At 43.4% G+C, this 21,310-nt stretch carries 18 protein-coding genes; 13 read left to right on the top strand and 5 right to left on the bottom strand.

Annotated features, from left to right (window positions below):
- Nucleotides 1-93: 93 nt before the first annotated feature.
- A complete protein-coding gene (locus GZN30_RS18275) occupies nucleotides 94-1,827 on the top strand; it encodes a bifunctional metallophosphatase/5'-nucleotidase (protein WP_075652633.1) in 1,734 nt (577 codons plus the stop codon).
- A 222-nt stretch (nucleotides 1,828-2,049) separates the two neighbouring features.
- On the opposite strand, the gene GZN30_RS18270 is transcribed toward GZN30_RS18275, so the two are convergent.
- Nucleotides 2,050-3,024 carry a helix-turn-helix transcriptional regulator gene (locus GZN30_RS18270; protein WP_161987108.1) on the bottom strand — a complete coding sequence of 325 codons (975 nt, stop codon included), beginning with the start codon at nucleotides 3,022-3,024 and terminating at the stop codon, nucleotides 2,050-2,052.
- 117 nt (nucleotides 3,025-3,141) lie between these two features.
- On the opposite strand from GZN30_RS18270, the gene GZN30_RS18265 reads away from it, so the two are divergent.
- The 4 genes from GZN30_RS18265 (at nucleotide 3,142) to GZN30_RS18250 (ending at nucleotide 8,736) form a co-directional block, all read left to right on the top strand.
- Complete coding sequence (locus GZN30_RS18265; protein WP_075652631.1) at nucleotides 3,142-5,154, top strand: TonB-dependent siderophore receptor; 2,013 nt, start codon at nucleotides 3,142-3,144, stop codon at nucleotides 5,152-5,154.
- A gap of 383 nt (nucleotides 5,155-5,537) precedes the next feature.
- Nucleotides 5,538-6,494 carry a TerC/Alx family metal homeostasis membrane protein gene (locus GZN30_RS18260; RefSeq protein ID WP_075652630.1) on the top strand — a complete coding sequence of 319 codons (957 nt, stop codon included), beginning with the start codon at nucleotides 5,538-5,540 and terminating at the stop codon, nucleotides 6,492-6,494.
- A gap of 287 nt (nucleotides 6,495-6,781) precedes the next feature.
- A complete protein-coding gene (locus GZN30_RS18255; protein ID WP_075652629.1) occupies nucleotides 6,782-6,970 on the top strand; it encodes a hypothetical protein in 189 nt (62 codons plus the stop codon).
- Nucleotides 6,971-7,182: 212 nt separating this feature from the next.
- Nucleotides 7,183-8,736, top strand: coding sequence for a methyl-accepting chemotaxis protein (locus GZN30_RS18250; RefSeq protein ID WP_075652628.1), 1,554 nt, complete (start codon nucleotides 7,183-7,185; stop codon nucleotides 8,734-8,736).
- Between the two features lie 73 nt (nucleotides 8,737-8,809).
- On the opposite strand, the gene GZN30_RS18245 is transcribed toward GZN30_RS18250, so the two are convergent.
- On the bottom strand, nucleotides 8,810-9,367 hold the full coding sequence (locus tag GZN30_RS18245) for a PhnA domain-containing protein (RefSeq protein ID WP_075652627.1): 558 nt from the start codon (nucleotides 9,365-9,367) through the stop codon (nucleotides 8,810-8,812).
- Nucleotides 9,368-9,630: 263 nt separating this feature from the next.
- On the opposite strand from GZN30_RS18245, the gene GZN30_RS18240 reads away from it, so the two are divergent.
- Nucleotides 9,631-10,713 carry a site-2 protease family protein gene (locus tag GZN30_RS18240; RefSeq protein ID WP_075652626.1) on the top strand — a complete coding sequence of 361 codons (1,083 nt, stop codon included), beginning with the start codon at nucleotides 9,631-9,633 and terminating at the stop codon, nucleotides 10,711-10,713.
- A 69-nt stretch (nucleotides 10,714-10,782) separates the two neighbouring features.
- Here the strand turns inward: GZN30_RS18240 and GZN30_RS18235 are convergent, their stop codons facing one another.
- On the bottom strand, nucleotides 10,783-11,571 hold the full coding sequence (locus GZN30_RS18235; RefSeq protein ID WP_075652625.1) for a M48 family metallopeptidase: 789 nt from the start codon (nucleotides 11,569-11,571) through the stop codon (nucleotides 10,783-10,785).
- Between the two features lie 83 nt (nucleotides 11,572-11,654).
- On the opposite strand from GZN30_RS18235, the gene GZN30_RS18230 reads away from it, so the two are divergent.
- The 5 genes from GZN30_RS18230 (at nucleotide 11,655) to GZN30_RS18210 (ending at nucleotide 15,720) form a co-directional block, all read left to right on the top strand.
- Complete coding sequence (locus tag GZN30_RS18230; RefSeq protein ID WP_075652624.1) at nucleotides 11,655-12,119, top strand: hotdog fold thioesterase; 465 nt, start codon at nucleotides 11,655-11,657, stop codon at nucleotides 12,117-12,119.
- Nucleotides 12,120-12,134: 15 nt separating this feature from the next.
- Nucleotides 12,135-12,368: a DUF3389 family protein gene (locus GZN30_RS18225; RefSeq protein ID WP_075652623.1), complete on the top strand. Its 234-nt coding sequence runs from the start codon at nucleotides 12,135-12,137 to the stop codon at nucleotides 12,366-12,368.
- A gap of 67 nt (nucleotides 12,369-12,435) precedes the next feature.
- Entirely contained in the window at nucleotides 12,436-14,130 is a 1,695-nt protein-coding gene (locus GZN30_RS18220; protein ID WP_075652622.1) for an SgrR family transcriptional regulator, read from the top strand.
- Between the two features lie 3 nt (nucleotides 14,131-14,133).
- A complete protein-coding gene (locus tag GZN30_RS18215; protein ID WP_075652621.1) occupies nucleotides 14,134-14,385 on the top strand; it encodes a hypothetical protein in 252 nt (83 codons plus the stop codon).
- A gap of 447 nt (nucleotides 14,386-14,832) precedes the next feature.
- Nucleotides 14,833-15,720 carry a LysR family transcriptional regulator gene (locus GZN30_RS18210; protein ID WP_075652620.1) on the top strand — a complete coding sequence of 296 codons (888 nt, stop codon included), beginning with the start codon at nucleotides 14,833-14,835 and terminating at the stop codon, nucleotides 15,718-15,720.
- Between the two features lie 51 nt (nucleotides 15,721-15,771).
- On the opposite strand, the gene GZN30_RS18205 is transcribed toward GZN30_RS18210, so the two are convergent.
- Nucleotides 15,772-18,459 carry a bifunctional acetate--CoA ligase family protein/GNAT family N-acetyltransferase gene (locus GZN30_RS18205; protein ID WP_075652619.1) on the bottom strand — a complete coding sequence of 896 codons (2,688 nt, stop codon included), beginning with the start codon at nucleotides 18,457-18,459 and terminating at the stop codon, nucleotides 15,772-15,774.
- A gap of 215 nt (nucleotides 18,460-18,674) precedes the next feature.
- On the opposite strand from GZN30_RS18205, the gene GZN30_RS18200 reads away from it, so the two are divergent.
- Nucleotides 18,675-19,184, top strand: a complete 510-nt coding sequence (locus GZN30_RS18200; RefSeq protein ID WP_075652618.1) for an SPOR domain-containing protein — start codon at nucleotides 18,675-18,677, stop codon at nucleotides 19,182-19,184.
- 153 nt (nucleotides 19,185-19,337) lie between these two features.
- A complete protein-coding gene (locus tag GZN30_RS18195) occupies nucleotides 19,338-20,330 on the top strand; it encodes a D-alanine--D-alanine ligase (RefSeq protein ID WP_075652617.1) in 993 nt (330 codons plus the stop codon).
- A gap of 5 nt (nucleotides 20,331-20,335) precedes the next feature.
- On the opposite strand, the gene GZN30_RS18190 is transcribed toward GZN30_RS18195, so the two are convergent.
- On the bottom strand, nucleotides 20,336-21,292 hold the full coding sequence (locus GZN30_RS18190) for a tyrosine-type recombinase/integrase (RefSeq protein WP_075652616.1): 957 nt from the start codon (nucleotides 21,290-21,292) through the stop codon (nucleotides 20,336-20,338).
- Nucleotides 21,293-21,310: the final 18 nt, after the last annotated feature.

The following is a 21,310-nucleotide window of genomic DNA, read 5'->3' as shown; positions in this document are numbered from 1 at the left end:
TCACATATCTTATGTGTCACTGTTTTTACTTAAAAAAGTAATCAACATGTCATAAAGAATGGAGTAGCATGGCGGTGAAAAGTGAGAAGAGAAATGACAATGAAAAACAATAGAGCCATAAGCGTTAGAGTGGCTCATATCAATGATACCCACTCATACTTTGAACCAACGTCTCTACAACTCAATGTAAATAATGACGAGACCAAAACCAGTCCTTATGTCAGCGCTGGTGGCTTCGCAAGAATCAAAACGCGCGTTGAAGAACTGCGCGCCGAATCATCCGAACAAAATCGCGGTTTTCTATTCTTCCATGCCGGCGATTGTTTCCAAGGCACACTGTTCTATTCACTATTTAAAGGCGAAGCGAACTCTACGTTGCTCAACCAGTTAGGGCTTGATGCGATGGCAGTAGGCAATCATGAACTGGACATGGGCAATTTACCTGTCGCAGAATTTGCCAATCGAATTGACTTTCCACTGCTAGCGGGAAACTGGGATTTATCACGTGAATTAAAAGATAACCCAGTAGTTTTGAGCGGCAACCCAAATGTGTATAGCTACAAACCTTCGACACAATCGGCACAATGGATTGTTAAGCACGTAGAACAAGAACCTATCGCAATCTTCGCTTTGGCGCTGGACAAAATGGCGGATATCTCAAACCCAGATGCTGATACTCCGTTTGTTAATGCGATTGAAACCGCCCGTAATACCGTCAATCAAATTCATAAGGCGGGGATTAACAAGATTATCTTGTTAAGTCATATGGGGTATGACGCGGATCTCGACTTTGCCAACCATGTCGATGGTATCTCGTTGATTGTCGGTGGGCATAGTCACGTGTTACAAGGCGACTTTTCTGCACTAGGGCTAGGCAATAGCGACCCTTACGGCATTAGAGTGAATAATACCCATGTGGTTCAAGCGGGCTTTCATGCGCTCGCGCTCGGTCATTGCGACATCGACTTTGACCAAGATGGCATCATAACCAACTTCAGTGGTCGAAACGAGCTGCTGGTGGGACGTCGTTTGTTTGTCGATACCAGTCGCAGCCAATCGTGGCAAGAAAGCGATTACCAAGCGTTGCGTGACTTACTAGATAGACACCCACTCGTGACCGCTTGTCGCAAAGATCCGACGATAAAATTGATCTTGAAAGAGCGCTATCAGACTCGTGTGCGCGAGTTACAGCAAACATTTATTGCCACGACGAAACGTAAATTACGTCATATCCGTATTCCCGATGAAAAGGGGGGCAGTGAGATAGCACCACTTGTTGCTGAGTCGTTTATCCACATGATGAATAAGCAAGGTCATCATGCGCAGTTTGCGATTCATAATGCTGGAGGAGTGCGTAACTCTATAGACCCTGGCAAAATCTCGGTTGCCGACATCGCCGGAAAGGTATTGCCGTTTTTGGTTCCAATTGGCGTCTATAAGATTAAAGGTCAATATATTGCCGCTATTATCGAAGGTGCGATTAACAATGCCACCAACAACGGTGTGGAAGGGACGGGCTCAGGTTCATATCCATATGTTGCCAACCTACGTTATGAGTATGATGCCACAGCGCCGATGGGTAACAGAGTTTCGCATCTCGAGATTATGCTTAATGGCGTATGGCAACCAGTGTTGGACGACGAGTGCTACACTGGAACCTCTTCTGCTTACACGATGAAAGGCAAAGAGGGTTACGAGGCGATTCTCAATATGCAAGGTGAGGGCATAGTTTCTAACGAGTCTATGGCAGACTGTTTGATTGCGTATTTTACTGATAACCCGAAAGTTCTTGAACGAAAGTCACAAGCTGCTGACAGCAAAGGTTAAATTTCGCTCAACTGGTATGCTCTTTGCTAATTATGTTTTGGGGTCACTGAATCCTATCCAATAGCAGGGAGTCATCATGTGGAGTAAAGACTGGTTCGATGTCGCGGTCGTAGTAAGCTGGGTTTTAGTTTGGGCTGTGATGGTGTACGCCATTCCCAGTGGTGCTATGTAATAGAAAGGAGCAAATGATTTGCTCCTTTTTACTTTGAGATGATTGATGAGTCAATTTGAATCATTTAGCCATTGGTACGGACTTGTCCCAAATTCTTTTTTAAACGCATGAGTGAAGTTTGCAGGATGCTGATAGCCGGCTTCATACGCCGCTTGTGTTATGGAAATTAGACCTCTTTCAATTTGTTGCCTCGCATTGTCAAGACGCCTTGCACGTATATAACCGTTAATTGTTAAGTTATATGATTGTTTAAATAGCCGCTGAAGTTTAGAAACACTCATATTAAAGTGTGCCGATAAATGAGTGAGGGTCAGCTGGTGATTAAGATTGGTTTCTATGTAGCTGACGATATCTTCAACTGTTAGATCGCTATTCACGGTAGTTAAAATATTTACTTGTTCACTTCTTTCTGGCACTTGTTTCAAGCACGCAACAATAATCTGTTGAACTAAACTCTCTATTTCAATTTTTTCCAATAAGGAATCAGGTTTTTGGTTACTAAGAACTTCTCCTAAAAGATCAGTCAGACGGGAGTCAAATATGAGTTCAAAATGGTTTTTGTCGATAGCTAAAAAGTCTTCTAACGAGTTTTGCCCGCAATATCGTTCCTGCAACCAATGGGGCTTGATGAGAATATTAATCTTGCTTACACGATTGTCTTTAGTCATAGAACGATAGAAATTTGCAGGTCGAGTTAAGTTAACCACGACTCCTCGCGCACCGTTGTCAGTCTGAAGATCAAACGCTAAGTCGTCGTACGCAAAATTGAGTTTACCGCGTAGCAGCAAGGTTATTAAAAGGGCTGGATGAGCTGTTGAAACAATACTTCGGTCGACCAGTTCGGTACTATGCCCACCATGCACAAATATTTTTTCATGGTATTTATGCGATAAAAACTGCCCCTCAGCAAGCGTTGACTGAGAACCCTGACCGGGCGCGACGATAATCTGTTTTTCACATTGTTCTAGTTTTTTGGTTAGTGCCACTTTAACAAACTTAATTCGTTTTGTTGATTCTGTAACCATTTGCCGATTCCTCACAATATATCAACGATTTTTCATAACCGATTGGTATTCAAATTGATTAATAACGACCTTAACATCAATGCGAAATATTATCATTACCATCTAAGGATTGTTGTTATGGAAAGCCCAATAAGATCTATCTTTACACCCTCAACACTTGCTTTGGCGGTCACGATCGCAACCAGTCATACCGCGTTCGCCGAGCAGGCAATATCTGAGGTGGAAGATGTTGTTGTCTGGGGAACGAAAGTTACAAGTAATACAGAGTCGATCTTTGCGGAAGATATGTCGGTAAAGCAAGCAGACCATCTATCAGACTTATTGAGAGAAGTGCCGGGGGTTGACGTTGGAGGAACACATTCGGTAAATCAACGTATCGCAATTCGCGGTTTAGGTGAAACTGATTTGGATATTCGCCTTGACGGAGCTTCTCAGCATGCCAATATGTTCCACCACATCGGAAACTTAACGCTGAACCCGGACATTCTAAAATCAGCGGATATTCAGGTAGGTAATAACTCAGTGACTCAAAGTGGGCTCGGTGGGTCAGTCTATTTTGAAACAAAAGATGCGCGAGATTTACTTCGATACGATGAAACTTACGGCGCTCGCTTATATGGAGGTTACGCATCCAATGATAGCCAGCAAGGATCATTAACGCTATATGGTTTACTAGGCGAAAACGTTGATGCGATGATTTACGGTCACTATGTTACGCGCGATGACTTCGAAGATGGCGATGGTAATAAGACATTCGGTACGAAAGGGGACGTGTATAATATTCTTACCAAGTTAGGTTATGAGTTTGGTAGCGTACACCGTTTGGAACTTAGCTATGACCTATATAAAGATAGTGGCGACTACAATCCTCGTCCCGACATGTCAGGAAACGCAAATAATGGTTTATCAAATGATAAACTTATCCCGACGGATTACTCGCGTGATACCATCACTCTTAACTATCAATTACGGAAAGATAAACACAAAGGGGATGTCACCCTCTACAATTCGGAAACAGAAATCGTGCGTGATGAGTCGGTAATGCTTGGTTCATGGCCTGGAAATCGAGCATCTAAAAATAGCGCGAAGAATCAGAATTTTGGTCTTAACGTTAAGTTTCAATCCGGGTTAGCATTATTAGGAATTGACAACCAACTGATTTATGGTGCTGATTATATGGATAAAACTTCAACCAGTTATTATGGTTCAAGTAAGTTTATGGATGAGTCAGCAGTTTCAACCGCACTGTTCGCAGAAAACAAGTTTATCTTCACCGATTTCTTCAACCTTTCAGCTGGATTGAGATACGATGATTATCAGCGTAAAGCTGAAGTAGGTAACAATCGTTATGACGACGTGACATGGTCACTTGCAACTGAATTGACACCCATCGACGGTCTAACATTCTTTGCGAGCACTAGAACGCTATTTAAAGGTCCTGAACTGTTAGAAACGTTCATTGCTTATCAAAACGTAGCGTATCTACAAGAAGGACTCAAAGCTGAAACCGGACGTAATACTCAAGGTGGTGCTCGCTATGATCAAAGATTCGGTCGCCATGCTTTAGGCATGAACTTTACGTTATTCCAAACCGAGATAGACGATTATATTGCTGAATCTTATAACCGCGCGACTCGCAATTATGATATCTACAACCTAGGTGATGTCGAGATTGAAGGTTTTGAAAGTAGTATAACGTACAGTTATGAGTCACTTTCTAGCAAAGTGTCATATTCAAAATCCGATACTAAAAACAAACAAACCAATCAACCTATCGCGGGTGGAAATGGTCGAAGTATTGATATGGGAGACAGTATCGCGTTGACCGTAAACTACCAGTCAGATGCACTTGATAGTATTTTCGGCTGGAACTCAATGTGGGTAAAAGAAGAAGATAATGTCTTTGATGGGCAACCTGCAAAAGCCAGCTATGACGTTCATAATCTCTATGTGCAATGGATTCCTTCTGAACTAGATAGTTTCTACCTGACCTTTGGTATAGATAACATCTTTAACGAGCAATATACCTCACATGCTTCACGTTCGGGCGTTATTCCTTGGAATGGAATAACGATGGATGATTATGAACCGGGCAGAAACTACAAAATATCTGCCGCTTACCAATTTTAAGGCGAGTATGTCTTGAGATTATTTGTCTTCGTATTAAGAGACCAATTATGGTCTCTTTTTAAACAAAATCGACAATTTGCTTTTAATAAATTCACACATACTATTCATACAACAAACAAACATAAATTAAATCAATATCTGCACTTTTTCAGGTTGCAAAGTTAACGCGTGAGCCTTACAATCCGCCTCGTTTGGGGAGTAGTCGCCTCTGGTTTACTTATCGTCATCTCGTTAGGTTTCAAGCCTTTCCGGTAAGTATAAGCGCTTAGCGCTTCGACGAGACCAACGTAATCAAATTCTCTTTCCTTAGGGAAGGAGGTCTTTTGCTTGCGGTAGGGATCGTTATTTTATATTCCAGATCCCTCCGATTTTTGGGAGGACGCATGACCCCGTCTACTTATATTGGCTTTGCCATTCTTACTTTAACGCTTGTAGCGCTGGATATCTGGCAAACTCGCGGTGGAAAAATCACCATCCGTAAAGCGGCAATCTGGAGTGTATTCTGGTTTGCTTTAGCATTCGTTTTCGCGGCATCTATCTACTTTTTCTGGGACATTTATGCTCCAGGTAGTAGCTACAGCGCGGAAAAAGCAACCGTATCCTTCATTACTGGTTACCTGCTTGAGAAATCACTCAGCGTAGACAACTTGTTTGTTTTTGCGATTATCTTCACTCAGTATGCGGTGCCTGAGCATTTACGCCCACGTGCGCTACTTTGGGGTGTGATCGGTGCGCTTGTTCTACGTGCAATCATGATCGGTGTCGGTGCGCAGCTTCTAGCTCAATATCACTGGATTCTATACATCTTTGCAGCGTTCCTAATTTGGACGGGTATTCAGCTTGCTCGTGATAAAGGTGAAGAAGAAGAAGTTAACCCACTGCCAGAGAAAATCATTCGTAAGTTCGCGACAGTTACTGACGGTTACCGCGAAAATGCACTAACAGTGATTGAGAATGGTAAGCGTTGTGTAACACCTATGATGATCGTTATTGGTGTGATCGCATTTATGGATGTGATGTTTGCTCTAGACTCTATTCCTGCGATTTTTGCCGTAACTCGTGAACCATTCCTAGTACTTGCTGCTAACGTGTTTGCTCTATTGGGTCTACGTTCACTTTACTTTGTATTGCAAGGTATGATGGATAAGTTTATCTATCTAAAACCAGCACTAGCATTCATCATGATGTTTATCGGTGTGAAAATGCTACTGGTTGGTACGGCGTGGGCAATCCCAACACCAGTATCGCTTCTAGTACTATTGATTACAATGACAGTTGCAGTGATTGCTTCTGTGATGAAACAACGTCGTTCAGCAGAAGTAACACAAGAAACACTTTAATCTCATATAATTAAAGTGTGATAAAAGCCTCGTAGCGATAACAAAAGTATGTAAATATTATGTTATTCGTTAACGGGGCTTTTTTATAACCTCAATATTTATGCAGCGATTATGCAAGAATAAATACTCTAAGTGTTGCTTTTCGAATATTTACAAACCTTGAATGTTAACGATGTGTTTCATTAGAAAAACTAATCTTAATTTCGAATATTTGTCATTATTTGCACCGAAAAAAAGTGGTTAATATTTAACTATCGAAGGTTATCCGAATTGTAAGAGAGGCGCGTATGGCACAGGTTCTTGACGCTAACACAGTTTTATCACCAATCTCTAAGGACAGCAAAACCTACTCGGTTAACATTAAAGGATTAATCGCTCACTTATTAGATATCTTGTTCACTGATCGTCCTGAACATCGCACACATTATGCGAGTGATTTGTCAGGTCACATGCGTAAAGATATCGGTTTATACTGATAAGCGAGCAAATGATAGAAACGTCAGCCACTAGCTGGCGTTTTTTTATGGAATAAATCTAAGCTTTCTAACTGCTTATATGTAACATCGACAAAAATAATCGATATCCATCACATTAGTAAGGATTATGCTCTAAGCTTACCATTAACTCGATAAGCAACTTGTTGCTCTATTGAGTGGCATTGTCAGTAGGTCTAGGTAAGGAAATAATTATGGGCGAAATGGAATACGATTATCCCTCCAGTTACAACCTCATCTCAATTACAGATCCATCCAGTTATATAAAATACGCGAGTAATCATTTCAGTGAAGTTGCCGGCTATGAACCCGGTGAGCTAGAAGGCAAACCACATAATGTCGTCAGACATCGAGATATGCCCAAAGCTGCGTTCAAAGATCTTTGGAGTCATTTACAAAGTGGCAAACATTGGATGGGGATGGTTAAAAACCAAAGAAAAGGCGGAGGTTATTACTGGGTTGACGCATTCGCATCTCCAATTTTACATAACGGAAAAATAGTCGAATTTCAATCTGTACGCTTCAAGCCCGAAAGAATTCACGTCGAACGAGCAGAAAAAGCTTACGCCAAGCTTCGTAACAATAAAACGCCCTTTACTTTAATGTTACCTAGGACTCGTCTTTGGATGCGCAGTGCTTTTTGGATTGGTGCATCTACAGCCATTGCCAATCTATTGGTCGCTTATGGACAGTCAGCAATGGTCGCGACCGTTACAATGGCATCTTTATCCGTCGCATCGATATTTGCCTTAACGCGCCCATTGGAAAAAATTGCCCAACAAGCGCGCGAAGATTTTAATAACCCATTAATGGAGCATATCTACTGCGGGCGAGTTAATGATCTCGCTGAAATCGAGTTGGGTATGAAAATGCGTAAACAATACGCCAACGCACTTTTAGGTCGAGTCGGTATCTCAGTGATGGATTCGTGCCAAGACACGCGAGAAAATGCCGATCATGCTGCGACCAACAGTGAAAGGGTGACACAAAATCTCAGTGAGCAAAAAGTTGAAATCGACATAGTGGCTACATCAGTCAACGAAATGCAGGCTGCGTCAGCAGAAATCTCTCAGAATGCGCAGGCGACCGCTGATGCTACGTTAAAAGCACAGCACACGATGAGTGAAAGCCGAGATGTGATAAACAATGTCAATCATTCTGTTATGGAACTGGTTAACGAGTTGAAAGAAATCTCTCATACAGTTACCGACCTTAATCAACAGACTAACCAAATTGGTTCGGTGGTAGAAGTCATCAACGATATTGCAGAGCAAACCAACTTACTTGCCCTTAACGCAGCCATTGAAGCGGCAAGAGCGGGAGAGCAGGGGCGTGGATTTGCGGTTGTGGCCGATGAAGTTCGCACCCTCGCGCAAAGAACGCAGGAATCAACCACCGAGATTCAATCTGCAATTGAGAACATTCAAAGTGGAAGTAATTCTGCTGTTGATGCGCTGAAAAAGGGTAATGAAAAATCCAGCAGTACTGTGGAGTCAATCACGCAGGCTCAAGATAGTATTCAGTTACTGGAAGAGTTGGTTCAAGACGTCGTCGATCGCAATCAGCAAATTGCGGTGGCAATTGAAGAACAGGTTCATGTTTCGGACGAGATAAATGAGAACATCCAGTCAATCAACATTAAATACACAGACTCATACGAATTAATGACCCAAACTAACGAGATGAACGCTCAAGTGCAGCAAAGCACGAACGATCTCAAACTGGTTATCGAAAAAATAGCGAGTTAGGGAGTAGATTAACGCGAATAGCAGGCAAAAGAAAAGCACCTAAAAGGTGCTTTTCTTTCGTGTACTCTAAGAATTACTTCTTACGGCAGTATTCAGCGATTACGTACATTGATTGACCGCCGTTAACCTTACCAGAGATGTGTGTTGGATCATCTGTAAGACCGATACCACGGATAACAGTACCTTGCTTGATTACTTGAGTTGAGCCTTTGATTGGAAGGTCTTTGATTACTGTTACGTCGTCACCTTTTTTCAGTTCAACGCCGTTGCAATCAAGTGGTTTGTCATCTGAAGACATACCGATCATTGCCCAGTTTTTAGTTTCTTCTTCCATGTACATCATATCAAGTGCATCTTGAGCCCAGCTCTCGCTGTTTAGGCGAGTAAGTTGGCGCCATGCTGTTACTTGAACAGGTACTACTTGACTCCACATGCTGTCATTTAGACAACGCCAGTGGTTAATGTCTTTTGGTTCTTCGATTTCGCCCAGACATTTGTCACATACCATGATGCCGTAATCCACAGTTACGTGGCTGTGCGGTGGTACCGCGTAAGCAGTAAGAGGTGCTTCAGCAGCACATAATTCACACTTAGATTCGCAACGTTGTAGCATTGTAGCTTCAATAGACATAATGGACTCACATATAGTCGGGATTAATAACGGGGCCTATTATGCACTTTATCCGACTAATTAAAAGGGGTATTCGGTAAAGCAAAGGATTAACTGCTGTAAACTAATTTTTTACGCCATTATTTGTTTAAATAACCAACACCTTTCATCAAGTCAATAACTTATGTTGAGTGACAATGTAACATTAGGCTTCATTTTCTTTACCTCTTTAGTGCTGCGAGGCATAATCAGCTCAGTTGATATAGCAAATTAATAGGTTAAAAGTGGAGCTTCTTTCGATTGATTTTCTTGGCCGACCTCTAAGACTGGAAGGCAGTATGGCTGGCTGGCAAGAACTGTATTGGGATAACCAAGTGGTATCACAAGTTGTTGCCGACTCAGAACGAGGTGACAATACATCCCATAGCTTCCAATTACAGAAAGGGGAAGAGGTTCTTCATTGTGAGCTCGATGTGGCATTAGTTTGGCAGCCATTTACTTTCAACTATATCGCTAAGCTGAATGGTGAAGTATTGGCTCAAGGTGAACGTTCAACGAAAGATATTGAACAGCAAACACCCGTTAATCCACCGAAACCAGAAAGACGATTTAGCCTGATTGGCTTGTTCTCTTTGGGTATGAAAATGCTCAAAAGCGCCAAACTAATAAAAGTGGTATTAGCCTCTGCAAGCCTTGCCGCCTATTCATGGTTGTTCTCGTTTCAATTTGCTTTAGCATTAATTGCTTGTCTTGTTGTGCATGAATACGGTCATGTTAAAGCCATGAAGTACTTTGGCATGAAAACTAAAGGCATTTACTTGGTTCCCTTCCTTGGCGGGTTAGCTTTATCAGACGAAAAGATAAATACACGCTGGCAAGATGTCGTGATTTCAATCATGGGACCAATGTTTGGCTTTGTTCTGTCGTTAGTTCTGCTGGTTGTTTATTGGGTCACAGGTGAAATCTTTTTTGCCGGACTTGCTGCTTTTAACGCATTCTTAAATTTGTTCAATCTACTGCCAATTTTGCCTTTAGATGGTGGACATATTTTAAAAAGTATTAGCTTTTCGATGAACAGTATTACCGGGTTGGTGCTTTGTACATTGGCTGCACTCGGCGGTATTGCACTCAGCTACACCTTTGGTTTGAGTCTGCTTGGCTTTTTATTGATCATGGGGATGCTGGAAATACTGATGGAATGGCGTTACCGCCATGCCAGCCACTTATTACCACTTGATCGTTACGGACAAGTGGTTGCTGGCGTATGGTATGTTGCGTTAGTGAGTGGTCTTGTCGGCATCATTTGGTATTTCGCTCAGTCTGGCGATGCCTTGTTACAGCTACCAATGCAAATTCTTGGTACTTAACCGCGACAATCAACCAAAATGAAAAAGGAGCTATTATTAGCTCCTTTTTGCTATCCGGCTTTACTGCTTTTATACCTTACAATTCGGCTTTGTTGCGCCGTAGCTAGGCAGTTTGCGCATGGTTTCGGTTAAATCTTGGATACGGGTACCGTGAGATGGGTGAGTAGAAAGCAACTCTGGTGGTTGTTGTCCTTTCGACGCTTTCGCCATGTTTTGCCACAGCGCAATGCTTTGGCGCGGATCAAACCCGGCACGAGCCATCAATTCCAAACCGACAATATCGGCTTCCGACTCTTGGGTTCTGCCGTATGGGAGCAATACGCCAACTTGGACACCCAGACCTAAGGCTGCCATGGTTGCTTCGCGATATTGCGCGTACTCTGACGCCCCAAGCGCAACACTGGTGAGCTGCAAGCCGGTATTGGCGAGTTGAGACTGAGAAAGGCGTTCATTACTGTGGTCAGCTAACACGTGAGCAATTTCATGACCAATGACCGTCGCTAACTGATCTTGGTTTTGTGCAACGTTAAGCAAACCGGTATAAACACCAATTTTACCGCCAGGAAGGGCAAAGGCGTTCACCTGTTCGCTGTCAAATACTACGACTTCCCACTTGTCGAATTCGGGTTGCTTTGGAACTTGCGCCGTTACCGCATCCGCGACACATTGAACATAGTTGTTCAATTTAACGTTGTTACTCACTTTTTGCTGCTGCTTCATCTGTTCAAAAGGTTGAGCACCCAAGTTGCTCATATCACTATCGGAAAACAGCAGTAATTGATTACGCCCAGTGGGCGATGAGCTACAAGCAGTTAAACTTGCGGCGATTGCGAGTGCGCTTAACTTAAACCACGACATAACACTCTCCATGTAAATTCATTATGTTGGCTAATCATAACATTAGGTTACAATATCAGTAACCTACGCAAGCGGATATGTTTATGAGTATTTGGAAACGAGACATTAATTTAGAGCTTCTCAATCAAACTTCACGCAACACCATGATGGAACACCTACAAATTAAGTATAGCGAGCTTGGTGAAGACTACATTTGTGGCACTATGCCAGTGTGTCACTTCACCCATCAACCATTAGGCATGCTGCACGGCGGTGCTTCAGTGGTGTTAGCTGAGACGTTAGGTTCTGTCGCGGCTAACTTTTGCGTTGATGAGGATTCCTATTGTGTTGGATTAGACATTAACGCAAACCATGTGCGCGCTATGCGATCAGGCGTGGTAACGGGTAAAGCGACACCCATTCATTTAGGTGTTTCAACGCAAGTTTGGCAGATCAACATGACAGATGAGCGTGAACGCTTAGTCTGTACGAGTCGCTTAACGATTGCGGTAAAAAAGCATAGAGCGTCGAGAAGCAACCCGATGACAGCCAGTCAAAGTGAACAATAAGTAGTAAGATTTAATATGGTAATTGAATTTTCAGTCGGCAAGATCATCGCCACACCGCATGAAATCGTGATTAAGATCATCGGCGATCAAATGCTAACATTACAAGCACAAACTGATGCAGTCCAATTGATTGGACGAGGGGCGAATGTGGTTGCGGTCAATTGCAGTGAGGCAAAATGGTCAATAAAACTCGATAATGAACAACAACTTGTTCAACTTTCTGACCAAATTGGTATCGCGATACAGTAACCACTTGATCGTTTTAAATTAAATGAGGAAAATAAGCAGTAATTTCATTACGTGAGTTTTCCTCTTTATGAGTAGCCCCCGCCTTAGAGTTCAGTTTGAAACCTTATTCGAGCATTACGATGGCACGGATTGTGGTGTTCAACTCGAAGAAATTACGGACATCCTTTGTTGTACCCGCCGAAACGCGCGTATTGTCCTCAACAAAATGGAAGAGGAAGGTTGGATTGAATGGCATCCTTCGCCAGGGCGAGGCAAACTTTCCCAACTCAATTTCCGTCGCAGTCGTTCCGATGTGAGTGAGAACCTTGCCAGACGCTATTTAGAAGAAGGTAAAGTCGGACACGCACTCAAAGTCTTGGATCAAGATCCAGCTAAATTGGCGCAAGTAGTTGAAAGTTACCTTGGCGTTCAGCAGCAAGAAGGTCGCCAAGTCGTTCGTTTGCCTTACTACCGACCATTATTGGCACTTAATCCACTCAAGAACATTCGCCGCTCTGAGCGTCATATAGTTCGACAAATCTTTAGTGGCTTAACCAAACTGGATGAAAACGAAGAGCTTAAGCCAGATCTCGCCCATACTTGGGAAATGATCACGGCGCGACATTGGCGCTTCTACATTCGACCGGCGGTGCGTTTCCACAATGGTGACCTACTCACATCTGACGCAATTATAGAGAGTTTAAGAGGGCTGCGTACACGCAGGTTGTTTGCCCATATAGAAGAAATAACCGCGACTCAGAAAAACGTTATTGATATTCACCTTTGCCGCGATGATTTCCATTTTCCTATTTTGCTTGCCGAGTCTTGCGCCAAGGTATTGCTGCCAGCAACCAGTCGCAGTGAAGAATACGATCAGTTTCCAATCGGTACTGGACCGTATAAAGTCGCGCAAAATGATGAGAAGCGATTAGTCTTGCAGGCGTTTGATGGTTACTTTGGATTTAGACCGCTAATCGATAGTGTGGAAGTGTGGGTGATTGATGATGTTCACTCCTCGATGGTCTTTCCGAGCTTATCGAAACCGATTGCGCCACAGGCTGCGGTGGTCAACGATGAGGTCGAGCTTGACCCTGGCTGTACATACTTACTGTTAAACCGACGCGATGGTCTGGCTAAGTCAGATGAGTGGGCTGCCTATTTCAGTCAGCGTCTTTCGTCGCTCAACGTATTTCACCAACTACCGCAAGATAAGATCGTCGAGTTGGGTGCATTACCTGCTCATGGATTAAAGCCTGGTTGGTATCATCATACGCGCCAAACTGCTTATACCACACCGCCGAGTTACCGCAAGGTCAACATCGCCTATCATGCTAAGCATCCTATGTTCCCATCGCTGGCGAAAGCATTGGAACATTTGCTCAAACAAGATGGGCTAGAGGTCCAACTTCATACCTATGATATGGAGATGCCAAATATTCAAGATATCGATATTTGGGTCAAACCTATGAGCATCGCTAACCACCGTGACGACGCCATCGCGGGCTGGCTACTGGATTACAGTGATATTGAGAAAATGAGCCGCAGTGAAGACTTTGAAACATGGTCAGAAGTGATTACCCGTTGGCAAAGTCAAGAAAGCCACGGATTTCCAGCGCATGAAATTGGTAAAGGCTTGGCTCACACCCAGCAACTTGTACCGATGTTTCACTGTTGGTTAGGGGTAAGTAAAGATCAGTGTGGCTCATTGCAGAATGCTAAATGCAATGCACTCGGATGGTTTGATTTCAGCCAGGTATGGATTAAGCCGGTCGGTGAGGGGTAAAGCGTGGCAAAACCGAACAAGAGACAACCGAGCAAAACTGTCGATGTTTTCTGCGCTAACTGTAAATTTAAGCTGTTTAAGTATCGAAAAGGCGGCAAAGGCTCATTAGTGAAATGTTTCAAAGAACGAATTGTAGAAGATTTCACAACTAAACCCTGTTTTTGTCCCAACTGTGAAAAAGAGTTCGCTCGTGACACCCTGGTACGTGGTACGCCTGCATACAAGATAATTGGCGGTAAAGTTACCAGTAAATAGTTCCAATTGATTCGCTGTCGATGGTTGGTTGATTGACTTAAATGTAAATTTACCAACCATTCCTTTATTAATGCAGCATAACTCACAAAATTCATAATGACTTGGCGCAGGGATTTATTCTTCGGAAAAAACTGATAAACTATTCGGGAATTTTACTAATTTTGAACCGCAAATTTTGTCCAATAGGGGTAAATCATGGAACTAGGTCTTATCATCGCTTTCATCGCAGCAGCAGCTATCATGGTTAAGAAAGAGATGGCAGAGTCTAAGTAATCAATCATTCAACACACTTTTATATACTTTTCTGAATGATATGACAGAAGAGCCGGCACTTAGCTGGCTTTTGTCGTTTTTAGGAGCAACGAAACCACCGCAGGTAACTTGATCATTACTAAGATGGTGCTAATGTAACAGCGGCATTATATTAATAAGATACAGGAAGTCGCTTTGCAAAGTCCCATCACGTTAGAAGCTCTACATATTCTTGATGCAATTGATCGACGCGGCAGTTTCGCAGCAGCAGCCAATGAACTCGATCGTGCGCCTTCATCACTGAGCTACCAAATTCAAAAACTAGAACAAGACCTCGATATCACCATCTTTGACCGCTCTGGTCACAAAGCGGTTTTCACTGAAGCAGGTAAACTGATCCTTGAGCGCGGACGTGTGCTGTTAACTGCTACTGAAAAATTGGTCAACGACGCTAGCGTGTTAGCCAATGGTTGGGAACTGGATATCACCATCGCCTTTGATGGCATTGTGCAGCTGAAAAACTTTTTCCCGATGGTAGAAGCGTTGGGTAACGTCAGCAGTACCCGAGTTCGGCTTCAAGAAGAAATTTTAGCCGGCTGCTGGGAGGCACTAGAGTCGGGTAGAGCCGATCTATTAGTTTGCCCTAAACTTGATACCTTGCCGTTGGATGTAAAGTCAGAAACCATTGGCTCTATGTCGATGATGTGGGTCGCTGCAACCAACCACTACGTGCATCGCCGAGCAGGCGAGTTTAATGATGAAGCGCGCGAAAAATACCGAGTGATTGCGATTGCCGATACCGCTAGAGAGCAACCGGCATTGTCGGTAAATGTGTTGCAAAGACAACCAAGGCTAACCGTGACAAACCTTGCTGCTAAGGTTGATGCACTCATCGCAGAGTTGGGTATCGGCACATTACCAACCTCAATCGCCAAGCCTCTGATCGAGCAAGGTAAGCTTAAACAAATTGCAGGAACTGACATTGCGACTATTGATGTAATCTTAGCATGGAAGCGTAATCAAATTGGCGAGGCGAAGTCTTGGTGTATTCAGTACCTTAAAAAGCACTGGAAGAGTGACTAATTAAGAAGTTTTAGCTTTGAACCGCGTAAACGGTTCAAAGCTTGATACGAACTATTGCTGCTGCAATGGCATCACCATATCCGCTGTGCCATCTTCAAATTGAATCTCAGTTTTAAATCCAAGGCTTTGAGCAAGCATCAACATGCCACGATTACTAGGCATGGTCATACCCGACATTCTCAACGTTCCCTTGTTGCGGCAATAATCGATGACTTTTGTCATTAGAATTTTACCCAGTCCTTTACCTTTCAGATCGGAGCGAATCAGCACTGCAAACTCCGCATCACTATTATCATGGTTAATTAAAGCACGACTTACGCCAATGATTTCTTGTCGATTGCCGACATTCGATACTGCCACAAATGCCATTTCTCGGTCGTAATCAATCTGGGTTAATTTTGCGAGTGCTTCATGGTTAAACTCTCCAACCTCAGAGAAGAACCGCTTATAGAGATCATCCCGAGACACACCATGAATAAAGTCAGCATGCAGTGGCTCATCTTCAGGCAAAATTGGGCGCAGAAGGATACTCGAACCATCTTTGAGTTTACTGTGCTCTTCATATTCAACCGGATAAGGACGGATCGCCAATCGTCTTTGAGCATCGCCTTCATATTGGCGCAAGGTTAAATCGGCATCGAGAATTGTGAAGTTGCTGCCGTTTGCCAATATTGGATGAATATCCAGTTCATGCACTTGAGGACAATCCACCACAATCTGGGAGATTTTAACCAGTACTTCCGATAAGCCATCAATATCGATTGGCTCCGGCAGCTTCTGCAGCCTTATTTTGCCACTCTTTATCGCTCTAACCACCAAATAACGGGCAAGTGCCATGTTGAGTGGTGGTAACGCGGAAGCGGCATCAATGTTTTCGTCCCATTCAGAACCGCCTTGACCGAGTAAAATAACCGGACCAAAGGTATCGTCGTACTTAACTTTAATTCTTAACTCTTCACCACCGGCAAGTTTTGCCATGCCTTGTACTAACAACCCATGAATATTGGCTGACGGGTAGGAGAGTTGAGTACGATCGAGGATTGCCTGCGCGGCGTTTGCGACTTCATTGCTGTTACGTAAATTAAGCATCACCCCTTGTACGTCCGATTTATGCGCAATATCAGGCGAGCGTAATTTAACCGCGACGGGATAACCAATCTCACCAGCAACATGAACAGCTTCACTGGCATCACTGGCGATCCACGTTGGTAAGACTTGAAAATTAAAGTATTTCAAAAACGGACCAATCTGGTGCGTATCTAAAGAAACACTCTCTTGCTCTTTTAATTGGGTTGCTAGCCACTGTTTGGCACTTTCCACTTCATTGACGTGAACCGGTTCTGCCGTAGTTGGCGTTTCCATCAGTTGCTTTTGGTTGCGTCTGTACTCGACTAAGTGCATGAAGGCGACGACCGCGCTCTCAGCCGTTCGATAAGTTGGGATACCAGCTTGAGTAAAGATATTTCGCGCCGGTCGAGCGGTTAATTCACCCGACCAGTTAGTCAAAATATTAAAGCGCTTATGACGGGGATGAGCTTTAACGGCGTCAACAATGGCTTGGGCGGTTTGTTCGGAGTGAGCAATGGCAGATGGGCTGTGCATAATCAAAATAGCATCACAGCAGTCACTGTCCATAAGCGCATTGAGTGTATCGACGTAACGTTTCGCACTCGCATCGCCAACCATATCAATGGGATTACTGCGACTCCAACTGGTTGGTAATACGTTGTCGAGCTTGCCAGAGGTATACTCATCTAACTTTGCTAACTTACCGCCTCGGTCGAGTAGCGTATCGACTGCCATGATTGCTGGACCACCACCATTGGTGATAATTGCCAGCCTCTCTCCACGCAATGGCACAGAATGGGTCAGTGTCTCTACCGCCGCAAACAATTCATGAGAATTTTGCACGCGCAGCATCCCTGTACGACGTATCGCTGAATCATAAATAATATCTAACGTGTCGCTACCACCTGTGTGTGCTTGGGCAGCTTTTCTACCTTCTACAGTCTTACCACCTTTGAGTACCAATATTCTTCTATTACGGGAAGCACCGCGAGCGGCGGACATAAATCGTCGTGCGTCTTTAATTGAGTCAACGTACAGAAGAATCGCTTCGGTGTGAGTATCGGTACTCAAGTAATCAAGCAGATCAGCGAAATCAATATCGACCGCGTTACCCAAAGAAACAAAGGCAGAAAAACCGATGTTCTTATCATTTGCCCAGTCGAGGATAGTAGTACACATCGCCGCTGATTGAGAGATAAAGGCGATTTTTCCCGGTTGCGCGCTAACTGGTGAGAAAGATGCGTTAAATTTGAGCCACGGCAAGATAATACCAAGGCTATTGGGACCAAGAACTCGCATCCCGACCGAACGCGCAATCGCGACGCATAACTCTTGAATAGTTTCGCCAGAAGCCGTCGATTCATGCATATCAGCAGAAAGCACAATCACTGATTTAACGCCTTTTTCCGCCAATTGCATAAACAACGACACGTTGCGGCTAGCGTGAGTACAGAGAATCGCAACATCAGGAATGATAGGAAGTGAATCGATATCTCGGTAAGCCAGCACGCCTGAAACAGATTTGTACCGAGGGGTGACTGGCATAATCGCACCCTCAAACCCGCCCAATAACAAGTTCTTCATAACAATGTTACCAGCACGCATTGGTTGGGTGGATGCACCGATCACGGCGATAGAGCTGGGTTTCAACAGGTGGTTAAGATTGCTCATAAATCATCTTCCTAACTTGTTCGTTACTATATCTTAACGGAGAAAAATAGCCGAGATGGGGATTTTTGATGGAGTTTTAATCAGATCACCTAAACCTATGATTACTTTGTGTTACAAGTCACAGAGTCTCATAATATAATGCTGATGTTAGCTTGATTATGCCGCGTTCTAACGGCATGATTTAATGTAATTTATATCTAGGGCTTAAAGAATCCATGAAAAAAATAGCAATCGTTGGTTTATCTGTTTTACTGTCTGCTTGTGTCTCTAGCCAGTACACGACAGACGTGAGTTCAGAAAGTTACCGTGAAGACTACAAAGTTGCACAAGTTGAACAACCTGTGACTGAAACCGTAACTGAAACCGTAGTTGAAGAAGTGGTAACCACACCAGCGGTTACTATCGTTCCGCCGTCTGATAAGCAACAAAACTCTCAAGTTGCTCGTTACGGTTATACGATTCAGGTAGTCGCAGTCGGTTCACAAAACAAAGTCGATCACTTTGCGCGTAACTTGCCAAACAATGGTCAACCTGTGTGGGAAAACTATAAAGTAGTCAATGGCACTAAGTGGTACACAGTCCTGTTTGGTGACTACGCTACACAAGCAGACGCGAAACAAGCGATTAGCCGACTACCAAATGAGTTCAAGTCATTAAAGCCTTTTGTTAAGAGCATTGACGCAATCAAAAACTCACCATACCCAACTCTCAACAAGTTGAACTAATTTCGAAAGGGGCTTAGCCCCTTTTTTAATGTCTGTTTTTTCAGCTATCAATGTCAGAGCACTGATAAATCCACGCATTTCAAGTGTAACTTGGTTGCGATTTTATTATCATAGCGACTCACTAGCTTTGAAAGCATCACGGAAAGATTTTAAATGAACAAAACATCCATTCTTCTTCTTTGTGGCGGCGGCTCCTCTGAGCACGAGGTTTCGTTAGTTTCTGCCAATTATCTACAGTCACAACTGGAGCTGACTCCAGAGTTTGATGTAATCCGTGTAGAGATGAAGAAAGACGGCTGGTTTACCGAGCAAGGGGATCTTGCACTGCTTGATACCAATTCAGGTCAACTAAACTTTGCCGGCAAAAGCCTACATATCGACTTTGTTATCCCTTGCATTCACGGTTTCCCTGGTGAAACCGGTGATATTCAATCGATGTTAGAGCTTTCTGGTATTCCATACCTTGGCTGTCAAGCGGAAGCAAGCACCAATAGCTTTAATAAAATCACATCAAAGCTATGGTACGACGCATTGGGTATCCCAAATACACCATACCTGTTCCTTTCAGAAAACAACCAAGAGGCTTACCAACGCACAGCTAAAGCGATGGAAGAATGGGGAAGTGTATTTGTCAAAGCCGCTTGCCAAGGCTCATCGGTTGGTTGTTACAAGGTAACAGAACTCGCACAACTACAGAAAGCGATCGATGATGCGTTTACCTACTCAAACCAAGTGTTGGTCGAAAAAGCCGTTAAACCACGCGAACTCGAAGTGGCAGCTTATGAATACCAAGGTGAACTTGTTCTAACCCTTCCAGGTGAAGTGAAAGCACCTGAAGATACTTTCTACAGTTACGAAGAAAAGTATGCTGCAACCAGTCATTCTACAACTGACATCGTTGCACAGAATCTTTCAGAGCAGCAACTGGAAACCATCCGTGTCAATGCTGAAAAAGTATTTAAGCAAATGAAGTTGCGTCATCTATCTCGCATCGACTTTTTCTTAACGCCAGAAGGTAACATCTACCTGAATGAAGTGAACACGTTCCCTGGTATGACACCAATTTCTATGTTCCCTAAAATGCTAGAAAACCACGGTCACAAATTCCATGAATTCCTAGCGGATTGCGTAAAATCGTCAATCTAACGTTATCATTCCAGATAACTGAAGGATAAATAGCGCATTTTCTCAAGTTCTGCCTTCGCTTTATTACCAATATATTGATAAGGCATGGCAGGACTTAACCATCGACCCGCGTATTGAATATCTCGAACTTTCACACCTTGCTGGGCAAGTTCTTGCGCAGCCCCCACACGTAAAGACTGACCTGAGAAGTTGATCTTGCTGCCCAATATTTCACTCGCTCTGCGTATCGTTCGATATATAGAGGAATCGTTGAGCTGTTCGTAACTGAGATTGCCGTGTCGGTCAATTGCAGTAAATACAAATTCTCCTTGGCTTCCACGCACATTCAACCAACGATATAGCGCTAAACTCGCTTCCTTGGTTAGGGTTAATTCATCTTGACCGATAAAAATGGAAATATAATCGTGATTAACTTTAATCTGTTCTAGGTGCAGATCGCGCAGTTCTGAACGACGCAAAAGCCCCTCAAACATCACATGATAAATTGCCAGGTCGCGCCAATCCTTAATCTCTTGCGATCGGATAAGCTGTTGATGCAATTGGGTTAAATGTGAGCGGGTTAGGGCGTTTGTAGACTGATGATCGCCTTTCTTATCGATGCGAAGTGAAGCTAAGGTACTTTGTACTCGCGAGTTTTTGGTTGGGTCCGGCAAGCCTAATACTTTATGAAATAGAGATATAGTGACAATGTAACGCTTTAACGAAGCAAACTTTCTGTTGGTCGAACTCTTTTCTATAAATAGACGCACTGCGGTTGTGGATGCAGGTATTGCATCGACACTTTTGCTAAGGCAAAACTCGACGAAAAGATTCCAATCTTTGGTTAGTGCTAATAACGAACTATTTGAGTATTCAGAAGCGGTTAATTCATTAACCACGTCTTTCGTTACTGAATTTGAAAGTAACGTTATGAAGTACTTAATTTTTTCACTATCTGTGATTACAGGAACATTCTTTTTCAAAAAATGGTACCGAACTGA

This window comes from Vibrio ponticus (assembly GCF_009938225.1).
GTDB lineage: Bacteria > Pseudomonadota > Gammaproteobacteria > Enterobacterales > Vibrionaceae > Vibrio > Vibrio ponticus.
The sequence above is the reverse complement of the archived record's forward strand: the minus strand, read 5'-3'. Positions and strand labels throughout refer to the sequence as shown.